The sequence below is a fragment of the Conexibacter woesei DSM 14684 genome (assembly GCF_000025265.1).
GTDB classification, from domain to species: Bacteria; Actinomycetota; Thermoleophilia; order Solirubrobacterales; family Solirubrobacteraceae; genus Conexibacter; species Conexibacter woesei.
In genome coordinates this window covers 4,440,533-4,462,849 of the sequence record NC_013739.1, presented here as the reverse complement: position 1 = coordinate 4,462,849, position 22,317 = coordinate 4,440,533, and the positions used below count along the sequence as shown (strand labels likewise).

Genomic DNA, 22,317 nt, shown 5'->3' with positions numbered 1-22,317 from the left:
AGAGCGCTCCCGGCTCTCGGCAAACCTCCCCCCAAGGTGCCGGAGCCGGGAGCGTTCGACCTTCCTCTGCTGCCGCTGACCGTCCGGCCCGGCGACCGGTCAGCGCCGTCTGCGCAACTTTCGCTGGCGCGCCGCCGTTCAAGCCGGCATGCGATTTCATGGATGGAACGCGCTCGCGGCGTCGGTCGCGCTGGTCGGCGCGGTCGGCGTCGTGCCGGCGGCAGCAACAGCGAGTGCGCCGATCGGCGTCGAGCTGACCGACGATGCGCGCGACACGCCCGCGCTCGACGAGCGCGGCCGGCTCGTCTTCATGGACCGGGCGGGCGCGGTGCGGATCATCGACCCCTCGACGCGCCCCGCATCGGACCGCGTCGTCTCGACCGCCTGCGCGGTCCCGCGGGCGTACAGAGCGGTCGCAGCAGCCGGCGAGGGGTTCGCGCTCGCGGCCTGCGCGACCGCGGCCGGGAGCTATGGCACGATGCACGCGCTCGACCTCGAGACCGGAGCGTTGACCGCGCTGGTGCTCCCGCCGGAGCAGGCCTGGGGCGATTCGATCAACTGGACCGGCATCGGCTCGACGGGCGCCTGCTACGACGCGAGCTCCTACAAGAACGCCTCGCGCAGCGGGATCTTCGACTGGCGGCGTGGTGCCGGCGAGCGGACCGGTCCCGGGTGCGGCGGGCGTGTCACGCCGCCGCCGTACTCCGGCGGACCCCTCCGCGACGATCGCGGCGGTCCCGGCGGCGGCGCGATCGTGCTCTGGCCCAGACCGGCGGAAGGAACGGAGTTCGTCGCCGTCGCGAAGTCGGACGGCCTCGTCACGTGGGGCGTTCGCACCCGGGCACCGCGGATGAGCCAGTTCGCATACCTCGATCGCTGCGGGCTCCGCCTGCGCTGGCAGGTCAGCCCGCTCACCTACGGCCTTGCGCACCGCCAGACGCTCGTGCTCGCATCGAGCGCGCGCGGTAGCGGCCCGGTGACGCTGCAGCAGCTCGACGTCGCCGGCGCGTGCGCGCGGGTCGAGAGACGCTGGCGCCTCTCGCTGTCGGCCCGCGGGCGGAGCGTGGTCGTGTCGCCGCGCGCGGCGAGCGGGTCCGACCGCGCGACCGGCGGCGACGTCGAGCTGCTGCGACCGGTCGAGCGGCAGCTGGCGTTGCAGCTGACTGCCGGCACGACCGCGGTGCGCCTCGGGGCGCCGGCAGAGAGCGTGCGCTGGCGTCTCGGCGACCGCGGCTGGCGGCAGGCACGCGGGAGCGGCGCGCGCTGGTCGCTGCGCGCCGGCAAGACGAGCCGCCGCGCCGCCGGGCTGCGGCTGGACGTCCGCTTCCGCGACGGCGGCCGTGCGCGCTACGAGGTCCGGGCACGATGACGAACGGAGCGATGACGATGACTGCGAACGCGATCCGCCGCGGCCGGGTCGCCGCCGTGATCGTGGCGACGCTGGCGGTGGTGTCGCCAGCAGCCGCGAACGCCGCGACAGAGCGGCCGCGCCTCGACGAGGCGAAGTGGGGATCGCTGCAGAGCGACGGCGAGCGGCACATCGCGTACGTGCTGCCGGACGGTCGGCTCAGAGTGATCGACGACGGTGCCGGCGGTGCCTCCTTCGAAGTCGCGGTCCCGGACGGCTGCATCCCCGACGGGCGGACGTTCGCGGTCGGCGGCAGCCAGCTCGTCGTCCGCTGCTGGGACGCGTCCACGGTCCCGGGCCGGCCGCCTGCGACGGCGAAGCGGCTCGATCTCGCGACGCGCACGTGGCATGACGTCCCGGGAGCGGACGCATGGAGCTCCGGCGAGGACGGCCGGCCCGACCTGCTGTTCCTGGAAGGCGTCGGCGAGCGCTGGATCGCCTACCGGCAGTTCGACGGGGAGATGGCCTGGGCCGACTGGCGCAGCGGCACGGTGCGGGACGACGACGGCCGTCCCGGCGACGTTCCGGATCTTGACGCCGCGCGTCTGTTCGAGCCGATGTGCGCTCCGCTGGAACGCCCGCTGCCACGCAGCCCGCTCGCGCCGATGGCGTTCACGCCGACGTTCTACGAACGCCCGTTCGCGGTCGCACGCCATGCCGACTTCGCGCTCACGCTGCAGAGCTGCGGCTCTCCGCGCATGACCGTCGTCGGCTGGACGATCGACGTGCCGCAGCTCGGCGGCGGCGTCGTCACGTGGCAGTCCACGGGCGACGTGGTGGAGCGGTCGCACGCGCTCCTGGCCGCCTGTCGCGTGCGGCTCTCGTGGGCGGCGCCGACCGAGATCGTCTGGACGAGACACGTCCGCGGGGCGGTCTACCGGCTGCTCGGCGACATCGCCGTCGGCAGAGCGTACGTCGAGCGGATCCCGCTGCCGACCCGCTGTCCGCGCGCGCCGCGGCTGACGGCCGGCGCCGGGAGGGGGAACGCGGTCGACGTCGCGGCGAGCCGTTGGAGCGGCGCCGGGGCGCCAGCGGACACGGCCGAGCGCGTGCCGCGCCCCGGCGCCGCCGCGCCGGCGCTCGCCGCCGGGAGCGCCGCGGTCGTGGTGCACGCGAGCGCAAGCGTGCGGGCGGTCCGCTGGCGCCTGTCCGCCCGTGCCGGCTGGCACGCCGCGCGGCCGCTCGCCGGAAGAGCCGGCCGCTGGTGGATCGGCGTGCCGCGGCGCGCCGGTGTGCACCCGGTGACGATCGAGTTGCGCGACCGCAGCGGGCTCGTCAGCGAGCACACGCTGAGCGTGCGCCGCACGGCGGCTCGCCGCTGAGTCAGCGCGCGAACAGCGCGCGTGCCCGCTCGACGACGAGGCCCGGCCGTTCCTCCGGGAGGAAATGGCCGGTGTCGGGCACCCGCTCGATCTCCATCTCGGGCGCGAAGGCGCGGTGCTCGTCGGTCTTCGCGCCTCTCAGGATCGGGTCGTCGGTGCCCCACAGCAGCAGCGTCTTGGTGCTCAGCGGCCGGTCGTGGAAGGCGCCGCTGGCGAGCGGCTTCAGCTCGTGCAGCAGGAACGAGCGGTAGTACTGGGCGCTCGCCAGCGCGTGCTCGGGCTGCTTGAGCACGCTGACGAACTGCTCCAGCTCGTAGTCGCTGTAGCGGCCGTGCGTACGGGCGGCCGTGAGCACCTTGCGCGTCAGCTCGCCCTGCCGCATCAGGCCCTGGCCGACGCCGGGGGCCGCGAGCACGACCTGGTACCACAGCTGCGAGAGCCGTCTGAGGCTCGGCCGCTCTCTCGGCGGCCAGATGTGCGGGATCGAGCAGCCGAGGAAGTGGCCGATCCGCTCGGGCGCGGTGAGGCAGATCAGGAAGCCGGTGAACGCGCCCCAGTCGTGGCCGATCAGGTCGACGCGGTCGAGCCCGAGCGCGTCGAGCAGCGCGATGTTGTCGTCGGCCAGCTCCTGCTTGACGTAGCCGCGTCTCGGCGCGTCGCTCCAGCCGAGGCCGCGCAGGTCGGGCGCGATCACGCGGTGGTCTCTGGCCAGATCGACGAGCACGTCGCGCCACATCCACCAATGCTGCGGCCAGCCGTGCAGCAGCAGGACCGGCGGCGCGTCCTGCGGACCGCCCTCGGCGACGTGGAGGCGGATCCCGCGCACGGTGACGTCGCGGTGCGTGATCCCTTCGACCTGCGGCAGCGGGAGGGTCATGGCCGGCAGCCTAACTGGCTGGCTGGCCAGGATGCGCCGGTTTTCGTCCGCGCGCGGCGCGCGTTCCCGCGCTCAGGCGTCGCGGTCTCTGTACAGCATGATCCCGACGAGCACCGCTGCGAACGCCATCGTGCCGAACGTCAGCGCGGTGCCGAGGTTCGACGCGCCGAGCAGCCCGGCGAGCGCGCTGACGACGACGAAGACGCCGAGCAGGAGCAGCAGGTCGCGGATCACGCCGCGAAGTTTGACGAACGGCGCGCGCGGGCGCCGCGCGACCGGCCGATGTGCCGTCGCCAATGGTTCTCAGGGACCCAAGAGCGACGGCACATCGGCTCTCGCTCAGCGCGGTGCCAGCGGGAGGGTGCGGACGTCGGTGCGCTTCGGCGTTCTGACGCTGACGCGGACCTCGCCGCGTCTCGGCGCGGCGGCTCTCACGTACGCGATCGCGGCGATCCGGCCGGCCGGGATCGTGACCGCGCCGCTCCCTCTCGCGGCGCCGCCCAGCGTGACCCGCGCGCGGCATGCGCCGCGCAGGTCGCCGTAGCGCTGCACGCGCACGGCGAGCTTCCCGCCGCGCTGCGGCGCGAGCTTCGACGCGCGCACGCGGCAGCCGGGCGGGGGCGGCGTCGGTTTGCGGCAGCGGTCGCTGCCGCCCTGGCCGCCGGCGCGCGGGGCGTTGCGCTGCTCCAGAAAGGCCTCGAAGCGCGTCGGCTCGGCGGTCATCACGCCGTCGACGCAGAGGTCGAGCAGCCTGCCGTAGACCTCGTCATTCTCCTCGGACTTGTCGAGCCAGACGTGGACGGCGTAGCCGGCTCTGTGCGCCTTCTCGATCCGCTCGGGCGTCACGACCTCGAGCGTCACCGTCCCGAGTCTGTAGGTGATCGGGATCTGCAGCGCCTTCGTGCCAGCCGGCGCCGGGACGTTGCTGAGCAGGAAGCCGGAGATGCCGTCGACGCCCGGCGAGACGTCGATTCTCGGCGCGCGTCTGTGGAAGCGGTCGACCGCGGCCTGGTCGAAGGAGGCGACGATCACGTCGCTGCGGCCGGCTCTCTCGAGGAAGTCGGCGAGCCGGTCGGCGACGGCGAACTTCTCCCGCTGCGTCTTGCCCTTGATCTCGACGTTGACGGGCACGTCCGGGAACGCGCTGAAGACCTCCGCCAACGTCGGGATGCGGAAGTCGGCGGCCTCGAAGCCGGCCGGCGGCGCGATGCGCCCGAGCCGCACGCCGCGGAACGGGTACGCGGAGGCCGGGCGGCCGGCAACGGCGTTCTCGCCGGGGACGAAGTTCCAGGCGGCGTCGAGGCGGCGCAGCTGTCTGAGCGTCAGCGCGTTGACGCGGCCCCTGCCGTTGGTCGTGCGGTCGACGGTGTCGTCGTGGATCGCGACGAGCTCGCCGTCCTTGGACGCGTGCACGTCGAGCTCGATCATGTCGCCGCCCTTGGCGAGCCCGTCGTGGTAGGCGTAGAGCGTGTTGGAGGGCGCCTCGTCCTCGCCGCCCTGGTGGATCTGGTTCAGCACGCGCATGCCGAGCCACTGGTTCTGTTCGGGCTTCGTCGCGGCGCCGGCGGCCGTCGGCAGCGCGCAGGCTGCTGCGGCGACGGTGGTCGTGGCGAGCGCGAGGATGTGCCTTCCTCGTGTCACGCGTCGGTCTCCTCGGTGATGGGTGTGACGGGGGAGACCTGACTGTAACGCTGCGGCTCAGGCCGCGGACGCCCGCTCCGCGAGCGCGCGCTCCAGCGCGGCGACGTCGAGCGCGGGGTCGGTCGTCGCGAGCCACCGCTCGGCTGCGCGCCGGCCGCCGAGCGCGCGCAGACCGCGCCCGCCGTGCTCCTCGACGAAGTCGGCGAGCGCGTGCAGCCGCCGCGCTCTCAGCCGCCGTGTCGCGATGTCGCTTGCGGCGCGGTGGGCGTCGAGCGCGTCGAGCAGCTGCTCGATCCCCTGCTGCGGCGGCAGCGAGCTGACGGCGACGACGGCGGTGTCGCGCGCGCCGAGCGAGCGCAGCGCCGCGTGCAGGTCGCGGCGTGCGCGGACCGCGACCTGGCCGAGGTCGGCCTTCGTCACGATCAGCACGTCGGGGATCTCCATGATCCCGCTCTTGATGAACTGGAGCGCGTCGCCGGAGCCGGGCTGCACGACGACCGCGACGGTGTCGGCGACCTCGGCGATCTCGGTCTCGCTCTGGCCGACGCCGACCGTCTCGACGACGACGACGTCGAACGCGGCCGCGAGCGCGTGCGCGGCGGCGCGGGTGGCGGGGGCGAGCCCGCCGAGCCGCTCGCCAGCCGCCATCGAGCGGATGAACACCTCGCGGTCGGCGGGGTCGACCTCGATCCGTGCGCGGTCGCCGAGCAGCGCGCCGCCGGAGCGCTTGGAGGAGGGGTCGACGGCGAGCACCGCGACCGACCGGCCGCGCGCCCGCCAGCCGTGCACCAGCGCGGAGAGCAGCGTCGACTTGCCGGCGCCGGGCGGCCCGGTGACGCCGACGACGTGCGCGGGCGCCTCGCCGCCGAGTGCGGCGGGGGAGACCTCGGCCAGCAGCGCCGCGATCGCCGCCTGGTCCCTCGGCGCGCGCGATTCGACGAGGTTGAGGACCGCGGGCGCGGCGGTCAGGTCGCCGGCGCGCAGGCGCGTGCCGAGCTGGGCTCCGTCGTTCACGCCGCGAACGCTAGCGGCGCGGCCAGCGGCGTCACCCGTCGCGTCGCGAACGCTCACGCGCTCGCGGCCACCCCGTTGCGCTGTGCGACGAGCGCCGTGATGTCGCGCATGATCCGCGTGATGTCGAAGTCCTTCGGCGTGTAGACCGCCGCGACGCCGGCCGCCAGCAGCTCGCGCTCGTCGGCCGGCGGGATGATCCCGCCGACGACGACCGGCACGTCGCCGATGCCGGCCTCGCGCAGCGCCTCGATCACCGACGGGATCAGCTCGCGGTGCGAGCCGGACAGGATCGACAGGCCGACGACGTGGACGCCCTCCTGCAACGCGGAGGCGGAGATCTGCGCCGGCGTCAGGCGGATCCCCTCGTAGACGACCTCCATGCCGGCGTCGCGCGCGGCGACGGCGATCTGCTCGGCGCCGTTGGAGTGGCCGTCGAGGCCGGGCTTGCCGACGAGGATCTTCAGCCGCCGCCCGAGCCCGTCGGAGACGCGCTCGACCTCGTCGCGGATCTGCTCCAGCGAGCCGTCGGCGTCGGGGCCGGCGCCGGCCGCCTCGCCGACGCCCGTCGGCCCGCGGTACTGGCCGAAGGCGTCGCGCAGCGTCTGCGCCCACTCGCCGGTCGTCGCGCCCGCGCGGGCGGCGGCGATCGTCGCGGGCATGATGTTCTCGTCGCTCCCCGCGACGCGCGCGACCTCCGCCAGCGCCGCGTCGACCGCGCCCTGGTCGCGCTGCGCGCGCCAGGCGGCGACGGCCTCGCGCTGGTGGCGCTCGACGTCGGGGTCGACGGTCATGATGCCGCCGTCGTTGTCGGCCGTCAGCGGCGACGGCTCGGTCTCGGTGTAGACGTTCTGGCCGACGACCTTCATCTCGCCCGACTCGATCCGGCGGATCCGCTCGCGGTGGGACTCGACCAGCGCCGCCTTCATGTACGGCACCGCCTCGACCGCGCCGCCGTGCTCGGCGACGATCGCCATCTCGGCGCGCGCGCCGTCGAGCAGCTCGCCGACGAGCCCGTCCATCACGACCGAGCCCTCGAAGATGTCGGGGTACTCGAGCAGGTCGGTCTCGAACGCGAGCACCTGCTGGAGCCGCAGCGACCACTGCTGGTCCCACGGGCGCGGCAGGCCGAGCGCCTCGTTCCACGCCGGCAGCTGAAGTGCGCGGGCGCGGGCGTCGCGGCCGAGCGTCACGGCGAGCGCCTCCAGCACGATCCGCTGGACATTGTTCTCCGGCTGCGCCTCGGTCAGCCCGAGCGAGTTGACCTGCACGCCGTAGCGGAAGCGGCGCTGCTTGGGGTCCTCGACCCCGTAGCGCTCGCGTCCGAGCTGGTCCCACAGGACGCCCATCGCGCGCAGCTTCGCGTGCTCCTCGATGAAGCGCACGCCGGCGTTGACGAAGAACGAGATGCGGCTGAAGACTCTCCCCATCAGCTCTGCCGGCACCCGCTCGCGGACCTCGTCGAGCACGGCGATCGCGGTCGACATCGCGTAGGCGATCTCCTGCACCGGCGTCGCGCCGGCCTCCTGCAGGTGGTAGGAGCAGATGTTGATCGGGTTCCACTTCGGAACCTCCTCGACGGTGTACGCGACCATGTCGGCGATCAGCCGCATCGAGGGGCCGGGCGGGAACGCGTAGGTCCCGCGCGAGAGGTACTCCTTGATGATGTCGTTCTGCGTCGTGCCCTGGAGCTGGGCCTGCGAGACGCCCTGGTCCTCCGCCGTCACGATGTACAGCGCCAGCAGCCAGGCCGCCGTCGCGTTGATCGTCATCGACGTGTTCATCTTGTCGAGCGGGATGCCGTCGAGCAGCGCCTTCATGTCGCCCTTGTGCGCGACCGGCACGCCGACCTTGCCGACCTCGCCGCGCGCCAGTTCGTGATCGGCGTCGTAGCCGGTCTGGGTCGGCAGGTCGAACGCGATCGACAGGCCGGTCTGGCCCTTGGCCAGGTTGCCGCGGTACAGCGCGTTCGACTTCTCCGCCGTCGAGTGCCCGGCGTACGTCCGCATCATCCACGGACGGTCCTTCTCGGGCAGGCGGTGGCTGGGTGTCGGGGCGTCCTCGCTCATCCCCCCGAGTGTAGGGTTCGCCCCCTTCAGCAGACCCCGATTCACGAGCCCGGGTAGGTCCCTCCCAATGCGAGCCATCGACGTCCACCATCTCGGCATCGGCCGCGTCGTCTGCGCCTGGCAGGTCGGCGACGTGCTCGTCGACCCTGGGCCCGAGCCCGCGCTGCCGACGCTGCTGGAGGCGCTCGGCGACTGGCGCCCGCGGGCGCTGCTGCTGACCCACATCCACCTCGACCACGCCGGCGGGACGGGCGCGCTCGCGCGCCGCTGGCCCGACGTCGAGGTCTACGTGCACGAGCGCGGCGCGCCGCACGTGATCGACCCGTCGAAGCTGATGAGCAGCGCCGGCCGCCTCTACGGCGAGGACAACATGAAGCGGCTGTGGGGCGAGGTGCTGCCGGTCGAGCAGGAGCGCGTCCACGCGCTCAGCGGCGGGGAGACGCTGCGCGAGCTCGCCGGCGGGATCCGCGTCGCCTACACGCCCGGCCACGCCTCCCACCACGTCGCCTACCTGCACGAGGAGAGCGGCCGCGCCTTCGTCGGCGACGTCGCTGGCGTGCGGATCCCGCCGTCGGACCTGGTGATAGCGCCGACGCCGCCGCCCGACATCGACGTCGAGGCGTGGGAGTCCTCGCTCGACCGGATCGCGGCGTGGAGACCGGCGAGCCTCGGGCTGACGCACTTCGGCGCGGTCGACGACGCGGAGGCGCAGCTGGAGGCGACGCGCACCTCGCTGCGCGACCTCGCCGGGCTCGCACGCCGCGGTGACGCCGACCTGCTGGAGAACGCCGTCCGCGGCGCGATCGAGCGTGAGGCCGACGGTCCGGCGACGGTGCAGGCGTACGAGACGGCGGTGCCGCCGTCGCATCTGTTCATGGGGCTGGAGCGCTACTGGCGCAAGCGCGCGGAGCGAGAGGCCCAGGCGGCGGCAGAGCCGCGCTAAGGTCACCCGCGATGGGGCAGACGATCGAGAAGCAACGCGTGCAGGGGCCGGGCAGCGGGCTCGGCGGCAACTGGCGCGTGATCGTCAAGAACGACGATCACAACACGTTCGACCACGTCGCGCGCACGCTCGCGCGCTACATCCCGGGCGTCACGATCGCGGTCGGCTACGACTACGCCGACCGCATCCACAACAGCGGCCAGGCGATCGTCTGGAGCGGCCAGAGAGAGGTCGCGGAGCTGTACTGGGAGCAGCTCCAGGGCGCCGGCCTGACGATGGCCCCGCTCGAACAGGGCTGAGCCGGGCCGCTCATGCGGTGACCCGCCGCCGGTAGAGCCACGCCGCGCCGGCGCAGCCGAGCGCGATCCCGCCGCTGCACCACGCGACCGCGACGATTGCGTCGCTCCCGATCGGCGTGCCGGTCATCAGCCCGCGCAGCGTGTCGACGATCGGCGTGATCGGCTGGTGCTCGGCGACCGCGCGCAGGCCGGCCGGCATCGTCTCCGGCGGGACGAATGCGCTGCTGAGGTAGGGCAGGAACATGATCAGGAACGCGAACGCGCCGGCCGACTCTGCGCTGCGCGCGAGCAGGCCGAAGCAGGCTGCGATCCACGAGATCGCCGTCATGAACAGCAGCAGCAGGCCGGCGGCGGCGAGCCAGTCGAGCGCGCTGGCGGTCGGGTCGAAGCCGATCAGCAGCGCGACCGCGAAGACGATCAGCATCGAGGCGACGTTGCGCAGGACGGTCGCGATCACGTGCCCGGTCAGCAGCGCGGAGCTGACGATCGGCAGCGAGCGGAAGCGGTCGACGACCCCGGTCGTCATGTCGTCGTTGACGCTGACGGAGGTCGCGGCGGAGCCGTATCCCGCGCACAGCAGCACGATCCCCGGCACGACGAAGTCGACGTAGTCGCCGGCCGTGTCGATCGCGCCGCCGAAGACGTAGACGAACAGCAGCAGGAGCAGGACCGGCAGGATCACGGCGGTCGCGAGCGCGTCGACGCTGCGGAGGCTGTGGCGGACGCTGCGCCCGATCAGCGTGAGCGAGTCGCTCAGCGCCCAGTAGGCGGCCGACTGGTTCATCTCAGCTGCTCCGTTCCGTGAGGGTCATGAAGACGTCGTCGAGGCTCGGGCGGTGCAGCTCGATCCGCTGCACGGCGACGTCGTGGTCGTGCAGCGCGTCGAGCAGCCGCCGCACGACCGCGGCGCTGCCGTCGGTCGCGAGCCGCAGGCTGAGCCGCTCGCGGTCGGCGTGGCCGTCGCGCAGCACCGCGGTCGCGGCGGCGAGGGCGTCGTCGCCGTCGAAGAACAGCTCGACGGCCTCGCTGCCGGCGCGCCGCTTCAGCTCGTCGGCGGTGCCCTCCGCGACCACCCGCCCGCCGTCGATCACGGCGACGCGGTCGGCCAGCCGGTCGGCCTCCTCGAGGTACTGCGTCGTCAGCAGGACGGTCGCGCCGGCGTCCGCCAGCTCGCCGACCGCCTCCCAGATCGCGCGGCGGCTGCGCGGGTCAAGGCCCGTCGTCGGCTCGTCGAGGAACAACACGGGCGGGTTCGACAGCAGGCTGACCGCCAGGTCGAGCCGCCGGCGCATGCCGCCGGAGTAGGTCGAGACCTTGCGCCGGCGTGCGTCTGCGAGGTCGAACCGCTCCAGCAGCTCGGCGCTGCGACGGCGCCCGGCGGCGCGGCCGAGATGCCGCAGTCTGGCCATCATCAGCAGGTTCTCCTCGCCGGTCAGCATCTCGTCGACGGCGGCGTACTGCCCGGTCAGGCTGATCGCGGCGCGGACCTGACGCGGTGCCGTCGCGACGTCGTGGCCGGCGACGGTCGCGCTGCCGCGGTCGGCTCCGATCAGCGTTGAGAGGATGCGGATCGTCGTCGTCTTGCCGGCGCCGTTGGGCCCCAGCAGGGCGAAGACGCTGCCGCTCGCGACGCGCAGGTCGAGACCGGTCAGCACGGGGAGGGCGCCATAGGACTTCGTCAGTCCGGCGGCTTCGACGGTGTATGCCATACACAAGGTGTATCACATACACTTGCGTATCATGGCGAGGATGGACGACGAGCTGACGCCGGCGCTCCGGCGCGTGTGGGAGCTGCACGGAGCGCCCGCGAGCGAGCCGAAGGCCGGCCTCAGCGTCGAGCGCGTCGTGCGCGCCGCGGTCGAGCTGGCGGACGAGCAGGGGCTCGCCGCCGTCTCGATGGCGCGTGTCGCCAGACGACTTGGCTTCACGACGATGTCGCTCTATCGCCATGTCGCGAGCAAGGACGAGCTGCTCCTGCTGATGGCCGACGCGGCGCTCGCCCAGCCGCCGTCGCTCGCCGGCCTCGAAGGTGACTGGCGCGCCGGCCTCGAGCGCTGGTCGCAGGCGCTCGTCGCCGCCCTCAGCGAACATCCGTGGTTCCTCCACGTCCCGATCACCGGGCCGCCCTCGGCGCCGACGCAGGTCGCCTGGTTCGACCGCGGCCTGGAGGCGCTCGCAGGCACCGCGCTGAGCGAGAGCGAGAAGGCGTCGTCGGTCCTGATGCTCAACGCCCACGCCTTCTGGCAGGCGCGCGTCGAGACCGAGATCGCCGCCGCCGCGCACGCGCGCGGCGTCGGCGTCGAGGCCGCGGTGGAGGGCTACGCGGCGACGCTCTCGGCGCTCGCCACCGCGCAGCGCTTCCCGTCGCTGCGCCGAGCGCTCGACGCCGGCATCTTCGACGACGACGACATCGACGACTTCGCCTTCGGGCTCCAGCTCGCGCTCGACGGCATCGCCGGCCTCGTCGAGCGGCGCGGCGGCGGACGCAAGCGCCCTGCGCGCAGCGTCCCTAGCCCTTGACGGTGAAGCTGAGGTCGCGGCGCACGCCGGCGCCGCGCGTCGGGATCGCCGTGACGGTGACGGCGAGGCCGCCGGCACGGCGGGCGAGCGAGCGCGAGCTGGTCAGCGGGATCCGCCACGTGCTGACGCGGCCACGCGGCAGCTCGACGCTGCGCTGGCCCATCACGTAGCTGCCGCGAGTCATCCGCAGCCGGCCTCTGCAGCCCGGGCCGTCGGCGGCGAGCAGCCCGATCGCGTACTGGCAACGGACCTGCACGACGATCGCGCCGCCCTGGAGCGACAGTTGGGGCGCGACGCGGACGGTCGAGCGGGCGTGGTCGTCGCGGTTGGGGAACGGGAAGACGAGCGTCGGCACGGTCATCCGGCCGCCGCTCTCGGGCCCGACCTCGGCGCTCTCGCAGTCGATCGACTCGTCGTCGAGCGGATCGAGCGTCAGCTTGTCGCGGCCGCCGTTGCACGCGACCGACTGCGCCGTGCCGTCGCGCAGGTCGATCCGATCGGCGCCGTCGCCGCCCTCGACCTGCTCGAAGTCGCGGAAGATCGTGTCGCCCTCGTCGCGCGCGCCGCTGGCGCCGCGCGCGCCGAGGCGCACCGTGACGCCCGCCTTGCGCGCCAGGAGCGTACCGTCGCGGCCGATCCGGTCGACGAACGTGACGAGGTCGTCGTCGGAGCCGCCGTGCAGCTCGTCGGCGCCCTCGCCGCCGCCGATGACGTCCTTGCCGCCGCCGCCGTGGATCACGTCGGCGCCGGGGCCGCCGATCAGCAGGTCGTCGCCGTCGCCGCCCTGGATCTGCGCCGGCAGGGCCGCGCGGATCCGCACGTCGCTGCCGGCGTTGCTGGTGCGCACGGAGAGCCGCACGATGCCCTCGGCCGGGCACTCGGCGCGGTAACCGTCCTCGGAGACGGTGCAGGCCGGCGCCGCCGGCGCTCTCGCGGCCGGCGTTCTCGACGCGGGGTCCTCGGGGGTCCCGGTCGCTCTCGGGTCCGTGGCTCTCGGGTCCGTCGTTCTCGGGTCGGGCTCGACGGGAGCGGCGGCCGCCGGTGCGAAGCTCAGGCGGGTCGCGTTCTCGTCGATCCGCACGACGCCGTCGGCGAGCGAGATCGTGACGTTGCTCGGCTCGACGTCGTCGCCGACGTAGGAGAGCGTGCCGTCGGCGATCGAGACGACGCCGCCAGCGGTCGCCGGCGCGGCCGCGACGAGCGGAGTGCCGAGCGCGAGCAGGAGAGGGATGAGACGGGATGGGCGCATGGTGAAAGACGACGTCGCGACCGGAATCCCGATCGCGACGGAGCCGACATGGTAGGGAACCGGCAGGCGGGACGAAGGTTGCGGTCCCGCCCGGGGTTCCGCTTCGGTGCCCGTGCGCTACGCCGGTGCGAGCTGCTTCTCCTTCGACTTCTGCTTCTCGGCGCTGACCGATCTGACGTTCCAGACGAGCCCGACCTTCTCCATCCCGTAGATGACGAGCGCGGACGGGTCGGCCAGTCTCTCCCAGCGCTTGAGGCCGTGGGAGGCGGACGTCGGGAAGGCGTGGTGGTTGTGGTGCCACGCCTCGCCGAGCGAGGGGATCGCGAGCCAGATGTTGTTCGTCGACTGGTCCTCGATGTCGAAGCGGCGCCGGCCGAAGTAGTGGCAGACGGAGTTGACCGACCATGTGACGTGGTGGATCAGGAAGATCCGCACGAGGCCGCCCCAGACGAAGCCGGTCAGCGCGCCCATCGGGTCGAAGCCGGTCAGCACGAAGCCCGCGAGCGCCGGCAGCAGCAGCGACGCCAGCACCCAGATCGGGAACGTGCGGTTGACCCAGCGGATCGGCTTGTCTCTGATCAGGTCCGGCGCGTAGCGGTGGGCCGAGGCGCGGCCGTGGTGGTCGCCGTCGAGCAGCCAGCCGACCTGTGCGTGCCAGAGGCCGTGGATCGCGCCCTTGAGGCCGCCGTCGTGGCCGAGGTGGGGGCTGTGCGGATCGCCGTCCTCGTCGGCGAACGCGTGGTGCTTGCGGTGATCGGCGACCCATGTCACGACGCTGCCCTCGATCGCCATCGAGCCGGCGATCGCGAACAGCACGCGCATCGGTCTCGAAGTCTCGAACGAGCGGTGCGTGAAGAGGCGGTGGTAGCCGATCGTGACGCCGAAGCCGGTGAAGACGTAGAAGAACGCCATGATCGCGATGTCGGTCCAGCCGACGGCCTTGTTCCACAGCAGCACGATCGCCACGAGGATGCCGAGCACGGGCAGGAAGACCGCGAGAAGGTTGTAGATACGAGCAGGGCGGGTCATGGGTTTGCAGACTATGGCGGAAAGGGGCGTGTGTCCTCGTCTGTGGTCAAAGTCATAGCGGCTAGAAGTTGTAACGTTGTGACAAAGATGGCCACGTCCACGATCCTGCGCCCATGGCACGACCTGCCGCCCGAGGTGGCTGACGTGCTGCGCCCCGAGCTGCCCGGCGTCTCACGCGAGATCATCGACGCCGTGCGCGTCGAGGTGCCGCCGTACGCGCGCCGCCTCGACGGCCCGTTCGGGCGCGGGCTGATCGCCGGGGTGGAGGAGGCGCTGCGCCAGTTCCTCGACGGCATCAAGGCCGAGGGCCGGATGCCGCGCGCCCGCGTCTACGTCGACCTCGGCCGCGGCGAGATGCGCGCCGGCCGCTCGCTCGACACGCTGCTGAGCGCCTACCGCGTCGGCGCGCGCGTCGCGTGGCGGCGGTTCGCTGCCGTCGGCGAGGCGGCGGAGCTGGCGCCCGCGACGCTCTACCAGCTGGCCGAATCGGTCTTCGCCTACATCGACGAGCTGTCGGCGAAGTCGGCCGAGGGCTACGCGCTGGAGCAGTCGGCCGCGGCGGGCGAGCGCAGCGCGCGCCGCCAGCGGCTCGTGCGGCTGCTCGTGCGCGATCCGCCGGCCGACCCGATCGACGTCGAGGAGATCGCGCGCGAGGCCGACTGGCGGCTGCCGCAGACGCTCGCGGTGCTCGCGATCCCCGAGGACGAGCGCGCGCGGATCGTCCCGCGGCTGCCGGCCGACGCGATCGTCGAGACGGTCGCCGAGTTCGTCGTCGCGGTCGTCCCCGACCCGGCCGGCGCCGGCCGCCGCGCGCAGCTCGACCGCGCCGTCGGCCCGCGCCACCACGCCGCGCTCGGCCCGGCCGTCTCGTGGCAGGACGCGGCGCTGAGCCTCGCGCGCGCCCGCGCCGTGCTCGCGCTCGTCGCCGAAGGCGCCGTCCCCGCACGCGGCGTCGTCGCCGCCGACGACCACGCCGCCGCGCTGCTGCTGCGCGCCGACCGGCGCCTGACGCACGAGCTGGTGCGCTCGCGGCTGGCCCCGCTTGCGCCGCTGTCGCCGGCCGTGCGCGCCCGCCTGACGGCGACGCTGGCGGCATGGATCGCCGCGCAGGGGCGGCTCCAGATCGTCGCCGAGCAGCTGCACGTCCACCCGCAGACGGTCCGCTACCGCCTCGGCCAGCTGCGCGAGCTGTTCGGGGCGACACTCGACGACCCCCAGGGCCGCTTCGAGCTGGAGCTGGCCCTGCGCGCCGATGGGGCGCTGTAGGCGAGACTCCACCCGATGGTCGCCAAGCGCCTGCGCGCCTTCTGGGAGCACCTCGTCGCGCACCCGTGGCTGGTCGGCGACCCCGGCCTGCCCGGCCGCGTGATCGGCCGCCGCGCGCGCTGGATCACGATCGGCGGGATCGTGCTCGCGAACACGATCGGCGCGCTCGTCGTGATCGCGTTCGCGCTGCTGGCGCTGCCGAAGCCCGACGGCGAAGCCGACGGCGGCGTGCTCGCGCTCAACCTCGGCCTCGCCGGCGTCTACGTGCTGCTGGCGCTCGTCGTCGGCGTCGTGTGGGGGCGGCGCGCGGTCGAGGCGGGGCCGCACGGGACCGGCGGCTGGCTCGCCGCCGACCGCGCCGCCGACGCGGCCGAGCGGACGCACGTGCTGCGCGCCCCGCTGCGGATCATGAAGGTGCAGGCGGCGCTGTGGGGCGGCGCGACCGTCTGCTTCGCCGTGCTCGACGGGATCGTCCACCCGCTGCTCGGCCTCGGCGTCGGGCTGACGGTCGCGCTCGGCGGGCTGACGACGTCGGCGTTCGGCTACCTGCTCGGCGAGCTGGCGCTGCGGCCGATCGTGGCGCGCGCGCTCGACCACGCCGCGCCGGACCGCCGCGGCGTGCCCGGCGTCGCGACGCGCTGGCTGCTGGCGTGGACGCTCGGCACCGCCGTCCCGGTCGTCGGCCTCGTGATGATCGGGATCGTCGCCTTCACGAACGTCGACATCACGATCACGTCGCTGGCGATCTCGATCGTCGTGCTCGGCCCGATCGCGCTGCTGTTCGGCGTCTTCGTGACGCTGTTGGCCGTCTACGCGACGGTCCACCCGATCGGCGCGATCAGACGCGCGCTCGCGCGGGTGGAGGAGGGCGACTACGACGTCGAGCTGCAGGTCTGGGACAGCAGCGAGATCGGCGAGCTGCAGGGCGGCTTCAACGCGATGGCGAGCGGGCTGCGCGAGCGCGAGCGGATGCGCGACCTGTTCGGCCGCCAGGTCGGCGCCGACGTCGCGCGCCAGGCGCTCGCGCACGACGTCAGACTCGGCGGCGAGGTGCGCGACGTGACGGTCCTGTTCGTCGACCTCGTCGGCTCGACCGCGCTCGCCGCGCGGCTGGCGCCCGAGCAGGTCGTCGCGCTGCTGAACCGCTTCTTCGCCGACGTCGTCGACGTCGTCGAGGGATGCGGCGGCTGGATCAACAAGTTCCAGGGCGACGCGGCGCTGGCGATCTTCGGCGCGCCGGCGCCGCTCGACGGCGCGCAGGCGCGGGCGCTGCGCGCCGCGCGCGAGCTGCACGAGCGTCTGCGTGCGCACGCCGGCGAGCTGGACTTCGGCATCGGCGTCGCGGGCGGCGACGCGGTCGCGGGCCACGTCGGCGCCGAGCGGCGGTTCGAGTACACCGTCATCGGCGACCCGGTCAACGAGGCGGCGCGGCTGTCCGACCTCGCCAAGCAGAAGCCGGGCCGGGTGCTCGCGTCGGCGAGCACGGTCGCGCGCGCGGGCGACGCCGAGCGCGCGCAGTGGGCGCTCGGCGAGCAGGTGACGCTGCGAGGCCGCGCAACGCCGACCCAACTCGCGTCACCCGCGAGCTGAGCGAGAGGCGCGGTCGATTGCTGGTCCGTGAGACCAGCAAACGACCGCGGCTCCGCGCGAGCGTCAGGCGGCGGCCGTGTCCTCGGCCGGAGCGGCAGCCGGCGCGGCCGGCTCCTCGGCGACGGGCTCGACCTCTATCCGCGCAAGCACGTCCTGCCACACGTACAGGACCGGGATTTGGTACCAGCCCTGGTATCTGGCGCGGAAGAGGATCATCTCCTTGCTCTCCCAGAAGGTCTCCCAGGCGAGTCTCGACTCGAACCAGCACATGTGGTCGAATCTGTACCGGTCGTCGCGCGACTGGTGGATCTGGACCTCGGTCGCGCCGTACTTGAGCGCGATCGGGGCGACCTCCTGCAACGCAGCCGCCAGTCTCTCGTGGCGGAGAAGCGTTGCGTACCAGGGGATGTGAACGACACCGGCTGCCATCAGGAACCTCCCGGCGGGCGCTTAGGCGCCCACCTCTGCTCGGATCGCACCCGGACCGTCGGCGGTCTTGCCCTGTCCTTCGGCGGTTGCACCGACGAGGATCGCGATCTTGCCGAGGTGCTTGTTGTCTCGGAGAAGCTGATGGGCCTCCGCGACCTTCTCGAAGCCCATCGTCTGCCACAGCACCGGCCGGACGAGCGACTGCTCGATCAGCTCATTGGCCTTCGTCGCCTCCCAGGCGTTCGCGAAGTGTGAGCCGATGATCTGCTTCTGCTTCATCCAGAGGTACCGAACGTCGAAGTCGAGCTGGAAGCCCGAGGTCGCGCCGCAGATGACGACCTTACCGAACGGCTTGACGGCGAGGACTGACGTCGGGAACGTCGCTCTGCCGACGTGCTCGAAGACGATGTCCGGCGCGCCGCCGAGCTTCTCCTCGACGGCCTTGCAGAAGCGCCGCGACTCCTTGAAGCGGGCCTTGTCCTCCTCGGGGGTCTCGCCGCCGCGGCGCATCATCCCCTTGTACTCGTTGCGGTCGATGTAGTCGACCGCGCCGAGCTGCTTGATCAGCTCGCCCTTCTCCGCCGAGGACACCACCCCGACCGACTGCGCGCCGGCGATCTTGCAGAGCTGGGTCGCGAAGACGCCGAGCCCGCCGGCCGCGCCCCAGATCAGCACGCGGTGGCCCGGCTGGAGCTTCGCCTGGTCCATCAGCATCCGGTAGGCGGTGAAGTACGTGAGGCCGTAGGAGGCGGCCTCCTCCCACGACAGGTGCGCGGGCTTGGGCAGCAGCTGCTGCGCCTGCACCTTCGTGAACTGGGCGAACGAGCCCCACGTCGTCTCGTAGCCCCAGATCTGCTGCGAGGGGGCGGCGAGCGGGTCGAGGCCGTGGACCTCGGGGTCCTCGTAGGAGGCCTGGTTGCAGTGGATCACGACCTCGTCACCGGGCTTCCAGCGGGTGACGCCCTCGCCGACCTTCCAGACGATCCCGGACGCGTCCGAGCCGCCGATGTGGTGACCGTACTGGGGGTGGTCGCCGTACTTCATCACCGACACGGGCTCGCCGAGCGCGGCCCAGACGTTGTTGAAGTTGACGCCGGCAGCCATCACGCGCACGACGACCTCGAACGCGCCAGGAGTGGGAGTCTCTATCTCCTCCAGCTGGAACGCGTCTACCGGCTCGCCGAGGCGCTCCTCGCGGATGACCCAAGCCGTCATCGTCGCCGGGAGCGTGCCCGGCTCGGTCTCGACACTCGCGATCTGGCTCACGTCAACAGCCACAACCACCTTCTTCCCACTCGTGGACGGGCGGCCATGGTACGTCCGCGCCGGGCCGGGGAACGCCGGTTCGTGTCGGGAAGGTTCGGCGGCGGACGGCGTCTGAGGGGATATGCGCGTACGTGTGCTGCTTCCGCTCGCCTGCGTCGCCGGCGTGCTCGCCGCGGCGCTGCCGCAGCTCGCGACCGGTCAGGCGCCGCCGTCGACCGGCGGCTTCGTCGCGGTCGACAACCAATGGCAGGCGGCCGGCGGCGCCGGCACGACCGTGACGGTCGCACCCGGCGGCACGGTCGCGTTCTCCTACCCGTCCGGGAACAGCGCCCACAACGCCGACTTCACGGGCATGCAGCCGGCGTCGTGCACGCAGACGGCGGGGCCGGTCTCCGGCGCGGTGCCGCCGCTGCCGAACGCCCCGACCGCGACGGGCTGGAGCGGCAGCTGCAGATTCGAGACCGCCGGCACGTACAGATTCCTCTGCGACCTCCACGGCGCGTCGATGTCCGGCACCGTCGTCGTGTCGGCCGGCGGCTCGCCGCCACCACCGCCGCCGCCCCCGCCACCGCCGCCGAGAAGAACGACCCCGGCGCCGCCCGGTGGGACCCCGCCGCCGGGCGGGACCACGCCGACGACGCCGGGCGGGACGGCGCCCGCGCCCGGAGGCGGAGGCGGAGGTGGAAGCGGCGGAGGAGGCGGCGGTGGCGGATCCGCGCCGCAGGGCGGCGGACCGCAGTCGGCCCAGCCGGGTGCGGTCGCGCTGCGCGTCGCCCGCGTGCAGCAGGGGACGCGGGTGCGCGGGTCGGTCGCGCTCGGCAGAGCGAGCGCACGGCTGCGCGTCGAGCTGCTCGCCGGCCGCAGAGCGCTCGGGCGCCGCGGCCGCGGCCAGGTCGTCGTCGGCAGCCTGACCAGACGCGCCGCCGGTCCCGGCACGGTCGCGTTCACGGTCGGCGTGAGCGCGGACGCGCGGCGCGCGCTGCGCCGCGGCGGCAGACTCGCGCTCGTCGTGCGCGTGCGCGCGACGCCGCTCGACGGCGGCGCGACGAGAACGGCCCGCGCCGCCGTGACGCTGAGGAGCAGGGGCGCGAGCGCGGCGGCGACCGCGCTCGCCAACCCTGGCTAGCTCGCCGTGCCGGCGTACAGCGCCGCGTACTCCGGCGACGGCGCGATCACCTTGATCACGTCGACGAGGACGCCGTCGGGATCCTCGGTAATGAAGTGGCGCTGGCCCCACGGCTCGTCTCTGAGCGGGATGTGGAACGGCAGCCCGCGCTCGACTGCGCGGGCGTGGATCGTGTCGACGTCGTCGACCTCGACCGTCACGAGGACCCCGGCGCAGCGCTTGCGGAACGCCGCCGGGACGCTGCTGTGGTCGCGCGCGACGATCGCGAACTGGACATGGTTGTCCTCGGGCGCGGCGAGGGCGACGTACCAATCGACGACGAACAGCTCCGAGAGGCCGAGCAGGTCGGCGTAGAACGCGTGCGCGCGCGGCACGTCGTCGGTCATCAGGACGGGAAAGATCGAGCTTATCTGGGGCATGTCAGCGGTCCTCCGGATCGGTCAGTGGAATCGAGACCTCCGTGCGCAGCCGCGTCGGCTCCACCTCGGAGGGATCGTCGAGATACGTCTCTCGCACGGGGCCCGCGGCCGGGTGGCCGCGCTCCTGGAGCCAGGCGAGCAGGGGGAAGTAGGCGAGCGGCAGCTCGTCATAGCTGCCGACGTGCGTGACACGGGCGATCGCGCCGCCGGGCAGCTCGATCGGCACGATTCCGTCGGGCCGCGACGCGGCCGCGCCGGCCGCCTCGGGCGCGGCGGAGGCGGCCGGGTCGACGCCGACCGCGAACGCGACGTCGCCGTCGAGATCGAGCGGGTAGAGCCCGACGAGCGGCGGGGCGCCGGGCGCGGCAGCCCAAGGCAGCGCGCGCAGCAGCTGCTCGACCAGCGCGGCGGCGTCGCGATGGAGCCGCTCGGCGGTCGTCGTGCCGCGCAGGCCGAGCAGGCGCCGCGGCGGCAGGGTCGCGGTCGACACCTCGTACGGCATCAGCTCGCGGTCGGCGGTCAGCCGCGCGAGCGCTCGCAGCGCGCGCTCGCGCGCGACCAGCTCGGCCTGCAGCCGCTCGCGCTGCTCGGACAGCAGCCGCTCGGCGCCCTCGTCGTCGGCGACGAGCAGCTCGCGGATCGACGCGAGCGGCACGTCGAGCGAGCGCAGCAGCGCGATCGTGACGGCGGTGCGCGCCTGACGCGGGTGGTAGTAGCGGTAGCCCGTGTCGGGGTCGACCTGCGCGGGGGCGAGCAGGCCGAGCCCGTCCCAGCTGCGCAGCTGCTTCGCGCTCAGCCGGGTCATTCGGGCGAACTGTCCGACGGTCATCATGGGCTTCATCGTGCATCCTGCCCCGGGGGCAAGGTCAAGCGGGACCCGTCAGCTCTCGAGGAAGCGCGCGCGCTTGAACCACACGAGCAGCCCGATCGCGGCCAGCAGCGCGCCGCCGACGCCGAACAGCAGGAACGACCACAGCGTGTCGATGTGGCCGACGAGCCAGCCGAAGTTCATCCCGAAGAAGCCGGTCAGCGCGGTCACCGGCAGGAAGATCGTCGAGACGATCGTCAGCTGCTTCATCACCGCGTTCTGTCTGTTCGACGTCGTCGAGAGGTAGACGTCCATCGTCCCGCTCAGGAGGTCGCGGTAGGAGTCGACCATGTCCGAGACGCGGATCAGGTGGTCGTAGACGTCGCGGAAGTAGTCGCGCGAGCCGGGGTCGAGCCCCGGCAGGTCGGCGATCTCGGAGATCGTCCGCTGCGCGAGGTCGCGTTGCGGCGTGACGACGCGGCGCAGCGCGAGCAGCTTGCGCTTGAGATGGAAGACGCGCTGCAGCTGCGCGGCGCCGGGCGAGATCAGGATCGCGTCCTCGAGTCTGTCGATCGCGTCGTCGATCGCCTCCAGCACGGGGAAGAAGGTGTCGGTCAGCGTGTCGAGGATGCGGTAGACGACGCCCGCCTCGCTCTCGGGGTCCTCGCCGGACGCCAGCCGCCGCCGCAGATCGTCCAGCTCGGGGCTCTCGCGCTTGCGGACGGTCACGACCCAGTCGCCGCTGATCAGCAGGTGGACCTCGACGAGGACGCGTCTGTTCTCCTCGTCGGTGTCCTCCTCGGGCACGGGCACGTCGCGCGCGCCGTAGAAGACGAGCAGCGTGTGGTCGCCGTAGCGGTCGAGCTTCGGCCGCTGTCTGAACTCCTGCGTGTCCTCGATCGCGAGCGGGTGCCAGCCGAAGCGCGCGCCGAGCCGCGCGACCTCCTCGTCGCTCGGCCCGACGAGGTCGAGCCAGAAGAACTCCCTCCGGGCGAGCAGCGCGTCGAGCGCCCGGTCGTCGATCGCGTCGAGGACCTCCATCCGC

At 73.2% G+C, this 22,317-nt stretch carries 22 protein-coding genes; 8 read left to right on the top strand and 14 right to left on the bottom strand.

The window, feature by feature from the left end:
- Nucleotides 1-148 precede the first annotated feature (148 nt).
- Nucleotides 149-1,369: a hypothetical protein gene (locus CWOE_RS21070; protein ID WP_012935665.1), complete on the top strand. Its 1,221-nt coding sequence runs from the start codon at nucleotides 149-151 to the stop codon at nucleotides 1,367-1,369.
- A gap of 17 nt (nucleotides 1,370-1,386) precedes the next feature.
- Entirely contained in the window at nucleotides 1,387-2,730 is a 1,344-nt protein-coding gene (locus CWOE_RS21065) for a hypothetical protein (RefSeq protein WP_160165545.1), read from the top strand.
- 1 nt (nucleotide 2,731) lies between these two features.
- On the opposite strand, the gene CWOE_RS21060 is transcribed toward CWOE_RS21065, so the two are convergent.
- From CWOE_RS21060 to CWOE_RS21040, 5 genes are all read right to left on the bottom strand, one after another.
- The gene (locus CWOE_RS21060; RefSeq protein ID WP_012935663.1) at nucleotides 2,732-3,607 is read right to left on the bottom strand and encodes an alpha/beta fold hydrolase; all 876 of its coding nucleotides are present in this window, start codon (nucleotides 3,605-3,607) and stop codon (nucleotides 2,732-2,734) included.
- 72 nt (nucleotides 3,608-3,679) lie between these two features.
- Entirely contained in the window at nucleotides 3,680-3,841 is a 162-nt protein-coding gene (locus tag CWOE_RS33590; RefSeq protein WP_012935662.1) for a hypothetical protein, read from the bottom strand.
- 105 nt (nucleotides 3,842-3,946) lie between these two features.
- On the bottom strand, nucleotides 3,947-5,248 hold the full coding sequence (locus CWOE_RS21050; protein ID WP_012935661.1) for a glycerophosphodiester phosphodiesterase: 1,302 nt from the start codon (nucleotides 5,246-5,248) through the stop codon (nucleotides 3,947-3,949).
- Nucleotides 5,249-5,305: 57 nt separating this feature from the next.
- Nucleotides 5,306-6,262 (bottom strand): GTP-binding protein, encoded by a 957-nt coding sequence (locus CWOE_RS21045; protein ID WP_012935660.1) that lies wholly within the window; start codon nucleotides 6,260-6,262, stop codon nucleotides 5,306-5,308.
- A gap of 53 nt (nucleotides 6,263-6,315) precedes the next feature.
- Nucleotides 6,316-8,328 carry a protein meaA gene (locus tag CWOE_RS21040; RefSeq protein ID WP_012935659.1) on the bottom strand — a complete coding sequence of 671 codons (2,013 nt, stop codon included), beginning with the start codon at nucleotides 8,326-8,328 and terminating at the stop codon, nucleotides 6,316-6,318.
- Between the two features lie 67 nt (nucleotides 8,329-8,395).
- On the opposite strand from CWOE_RS21040, the gene CWOE_RS21035 reads away from it, so the two are divergent.
- Together CWOE_RS21035 and CWOE_RS21030 are read left to right on the top strand one after the other, a co-directional pair.
- On the top strand, nucleotides 8,396-9,271 hold the full coding sequence (locus tag CWOE_RS21035) for an MBL fold metallo-hydrolase (RefSeq protein ID WP_012935658.1): 876 nt from the start codon (nucleotides 8,396-8,398) through the stop codon (nucleotides 9,269-9,271).
- An 11-nt stretch (nucleotides 9,272-9,282) separates the two neighbouring features.
- Complete coding sequence (locus CWOE_RS21030) at nucleotides 9,283-9,570, top strand: ATP-dependent Clp protease adaptor ClpS (protein ID WP_012935657.1); 288 nt, start codon at nucleotides 9,283-9,285, stop codon at nucleotides 9,568-9,570.
- A 10-nt stretch (nucleotides 9,571-9,580) separates the two neighbouring features.
- Here CWOE_RS21030 and CWOE_RS21025 read toward each other — a convergent pair whose 3' ends face one another.
- The gene (locus CWOE_RS21025; protein WP_012935656.1) at nucleotides 9,581-10,354 is read right to left on the bottom strand and encodes an ABC transporter permease; all 774 of its coding nucleotides are present in this window, start codon (nucleotides 10,352-10,354) and stop codon (nucleotides 9,581-9,583) included.
- 1 nt (nucleotide 10,355) lies between these two features.
- A complete protein-coding gene (locus tag CWOE_RS21020) occupies nucleotides 10,356-11,279 on the bottom strand; it encodes a daunorubicin resistance protein DrrA family ABC transporter ATP-binding protein (protein WP_012935655.1) in 924 nt (307 codons plus the stop codon).
- A gap of 40 nt (nucleotides 11,280-11,319) precedes the next feature.
- Here CWOE_RS21020 and CWOE_RS21015 point away from each other — a divergent pair, with 40 nt between their 5' ends.
- Nucleotides 11,320-12,090: a TetR/AcrR family transcriptional regulator gene (locus tag CWOE_RS21015; RefSeq protein ID WP_012935654.1), complete on the top strand. Its 771-nt coding sequence runs from the start codon at nucleotides 11,320-11,322 to the stop codon at nucleotides 12,088-12,090.
- On the opposite strand, the gene CWOE_RS21010 is transcribed toward CWOE_RS21015, so the two are convergent.
- Nucleotides 12,080-13,339, bottom strand: coding sequence for a calcium-binding protein (locus CWOE_RS21010; RefSeq protein WP_012935653.1), 1,260 nt, complete (start codon nucleotides 13,337-13,339; stop codon nucleotides 12,080-12,082). The genes CWOE_RS21015 and CWOE_RS21010 overlap by 11 nt on opposite strands.
- 117 nt (nucleotides 13,340-13,456) lie before the next feature.
- Nucleotides 13,457-14,368 carry an acyl-CoA desaturase gene (locus CWOE_RS21005; protein WP_012935652.1) on the bottom strand — a complete coding sequence of 304 codons (912 nt, stop codon included), beginning with the start codon at nucleotides 14,366-14,368 and terminating at the stop codon, nucleotides 13,457-13,459.
- Nucleotides 14,369-14,455: 87 nt separating this feature from the next.
- Between CWOE_RS21005 and CWOE_RS21000 the strand changes: the two genes are divergently transcribed.
- Both CWOE_RS21000 and CWOE_RS20995 read left to right on the top strand, forming a co-directional pair.
- On the top strand, nucleotides 14,456-15,634 hold the full coding sequence (locus CWOE_RS21000; protein WP_012935651.1) for a PucR family transcriptional regulator: 1,179 nt from the start codon (nucleotides 14,456-14,458) through the stop codon (nucleotides 15,632-15,634).
- A gap of 15 nt (nucleotides 15,635-15,649) precedes the next feature.
- Nucleotides 15,650-17,224, top strand: coding sequence for an adenylate/guanylate cyclase domain-containing protein (locus tag CWOE_RS20995; RefSeq protein ID WP_012935650.1), 1,575 nt, complete (start codon nucleotides 15,650-15,652; stop codon nucleotides 17,222-17,224).
- 63 nt (nucleotides 17,225-17,287) lie between these two features.
- Here CWOE_RS20995 and CWOE_RS20990 read toward each other — a convergent pair whose 3' ends face one another.
- Both CWOE_RS20990 and ccrA read right to left on the bottom strand, forming a co-directional pair.
- The gene (locus CWOE_RS20990; protein WP_012935649.1) at nucleotides 17,288-17,653 is read right to left on the bottom strand and encodes a hypothetical protein; all 366 of its coding nucleotides are present in this window, start codon (nucleotides 17,651-17,653) and stop codon (nucleotides 17,288-17,290) included.
- Between the two features lie 21 nt (nucleotides 17,654-17,674).
- Complete coding sequence (gene ccrA, locus CWOE_RS20985) at nucleotides 17,675-18,919, bottom strand: crotonyl-CoA carboxylase/reductase (protein ID WP_236262133.1); 1,245 nt, start codon at nucleotides 18,917-18,919, stop codon at nucleotides 17,675-17,677.
- 133 nt (nucleotides 18,920-19,052) lie between these two features.
- On the opposite strand from ccrA, the gene CWOE_RS20980 reads away from it, so the two are divergent.
- Nucleotides 19,053-20,045, top strand: coding sequence for a cupredoxin domain-containing protein (locus CWOE_RS20980; RefSeq protein ID WP_041730765.1), 993 nt, complete (start codon nucleotides 19,053-19,055; stop codon nucleotides 20,043-20,045).
- Here the strand turns inward: CWOE_RS20980 and CWOE_RS20975 are convergent.
- From CWOE_RS20975 to corA, 3 genes are read right to left on the bottom strand one after another with little or no spacing between them, the layout of a single operon-like run.
- Nucleotides 20,042-20,464: a VOC family protein gene (locus CWOE_RS20975; protein ID WP_012935646.1), complete on the bottom strand. Its 423-nt coding sequence runs from the start codon at nucleotides 20,462-20,464 to the stop codon at nucleotides 20,042-20,044. The two genes, CWOE_RS20980 and CWOE_RS20975, sit on opposite strands and share 4 nt — an antisense overlap.
- Before the next feature lies 1 nt (nucleotide 20,465).
- Nucleotides 20,466-21,305, bottom strand: a complete 840-nt coding sequence (locus CWOE_RS20970; protein ID WP_012935645.1) for a MerR family transcriptional regulator — start codon at nucleotides 21,303-21,305, stop codon at nucleotides 20,466-20,468.
- A gap of 39 nt (nucleotides 21,306-21,344) precedes the next feature.
- Nucleotides 21,345-22,313, bottom strand: a complete 969-nt coding sequence (gene corA, locus CWOE_RS20965; protein WP_012935644.1) for a magnesium/cobalt transporter CorA — start codon at nucleotides 22,311-22,313, stop codon at nucleotides 21,345-21,347.
- Nucleotides 22,314-22,317 lie beyond the last annotated feature (4 nt).

Excerpts from the sequence above, each read along its gene's own strand:
- CWOE_RS21070 (WP_012935665.1), top strand. The coding sequence starts at position 149 with ATGCGATTTCATGGATGGAACGCGCTCGCGGCGTCGGTCGCGCTGGTC.
- CWOE_RS21065 (WP_160165545.1), top strand. The coding sequence starts at position 1,387 with ATGACTGCGAACGCGATCCGCCGCGGCCGGGTCGCCGCCGTGATCGTG.
- CWOE_RS21060 (WP_012935663.1), bottom strand. The coding sequence starts at position 3,607 with ATGACCCTCCCGCTGCCGCAGGTCGAAGGGATCACGCACCGCGACGTC.
- CWOE_RS21040 (WP_012935659.1), bottom strand. The coding sequence starts at position 8,328 with ATGAGCGAGGACGCCCCGACACCCAGCCACCGCCTGCCCGAGAAGGAC.
- CWOE_RS21035 (WP_012935658.1), top strand. The coding sequence starts at position 8,396 with ATGCGAGCCATCGACGTCCACCATCTCGGCATCGGCCGCGTCGTCTGC.
- CWOE_RS21030 (WP_012935657.1), top strand. The coding sequence starts at position 9,283 with ATGGGGCAGACGATCGAGAAGCAACGCGTGCAGGGGCCGGGCAGCGGG.
- CWOE_RS21025 (WP_012935656.1), bottom strand. The coding sequence starts at position 10,354 with ATGAACCAGTCGGCCGCCTACTGGGCGCTGAGCGACTCGCTCACGCTG.
- CWOE_RS21020 (WP_012935655.1), bottom strand. The coding sequence starts at position 11,279 with ATGGCATACACCGTCGAAGCCGCCGGACTGACGAAGTCCTATGGCGCC.
- CWOE_RS21015 (WP_012935654.1), top strand. The coding sequence starts at position 11,320 with ATGGACGACGAGCTGACGCCGGCGCTCCGGCGCGTGTGGGAGCTGCAC.
- CWOE_RS21010 (WP_012935653.1), bottom strand. The coding sequence starts at position 13,339 with ATGCGCCCATCCCGTCTCATCCCTCTCCTGCTCGCGCTCGGCACTCCG.
- CWOE_RS21005 (WP_012935652.1), bottom strand. The coding sequence starts at position 14,368 with ATGACCCGCCCTGCTCGTATCTACAACCTTCTCGCGGTCTTCCTGCCC.
- CWOE_RS21000 (WP_012935651.1), top strand. The coding sequence starts at position 14,456 with ATGGCCACGTCCACGATCCTGCGCCCATGGCACGACCTGCCGCCCGAG.
- CWOE_RS20995 (WP_012935650.1), top strand. The coding sequence starts at position 15,650 with ATGGTCGCCAAGCGCCTGCGCGCCTTCTGGGAGCACCTCGTCGCGCAC.
- CWOE_RS20990 (WP_012935649.1), bottom strand. The coding sequence starts at position 17,653 with ATGGCAGCCGGTGTCGTTCACATCCCCTGGTACGCAACGCTTCTCCGC.
- CWOE_RS20975 (WP_012935646.1), bottom strand. The coding sequence starts at position 20,464 with ATGCCCCAGATAAGCTCGATCTTTCCCGTCCTGATGACCGACGACGTG.
- CWOE_RS20970 (WP_012935645.1), bottom strand. The coding sequence starts at position 21,305 with ATGAAGCCCATGATGACCGTCGGACAGTTCGCCCGAATGACCCGGCTG.
- corA (WP_012935644.1), bottom strand. The coding sequence starts at position 22,313 with ATGGAGGTCCTCGACGCGATCGACGACCGGGCGCTCGACGCGCTGCTC.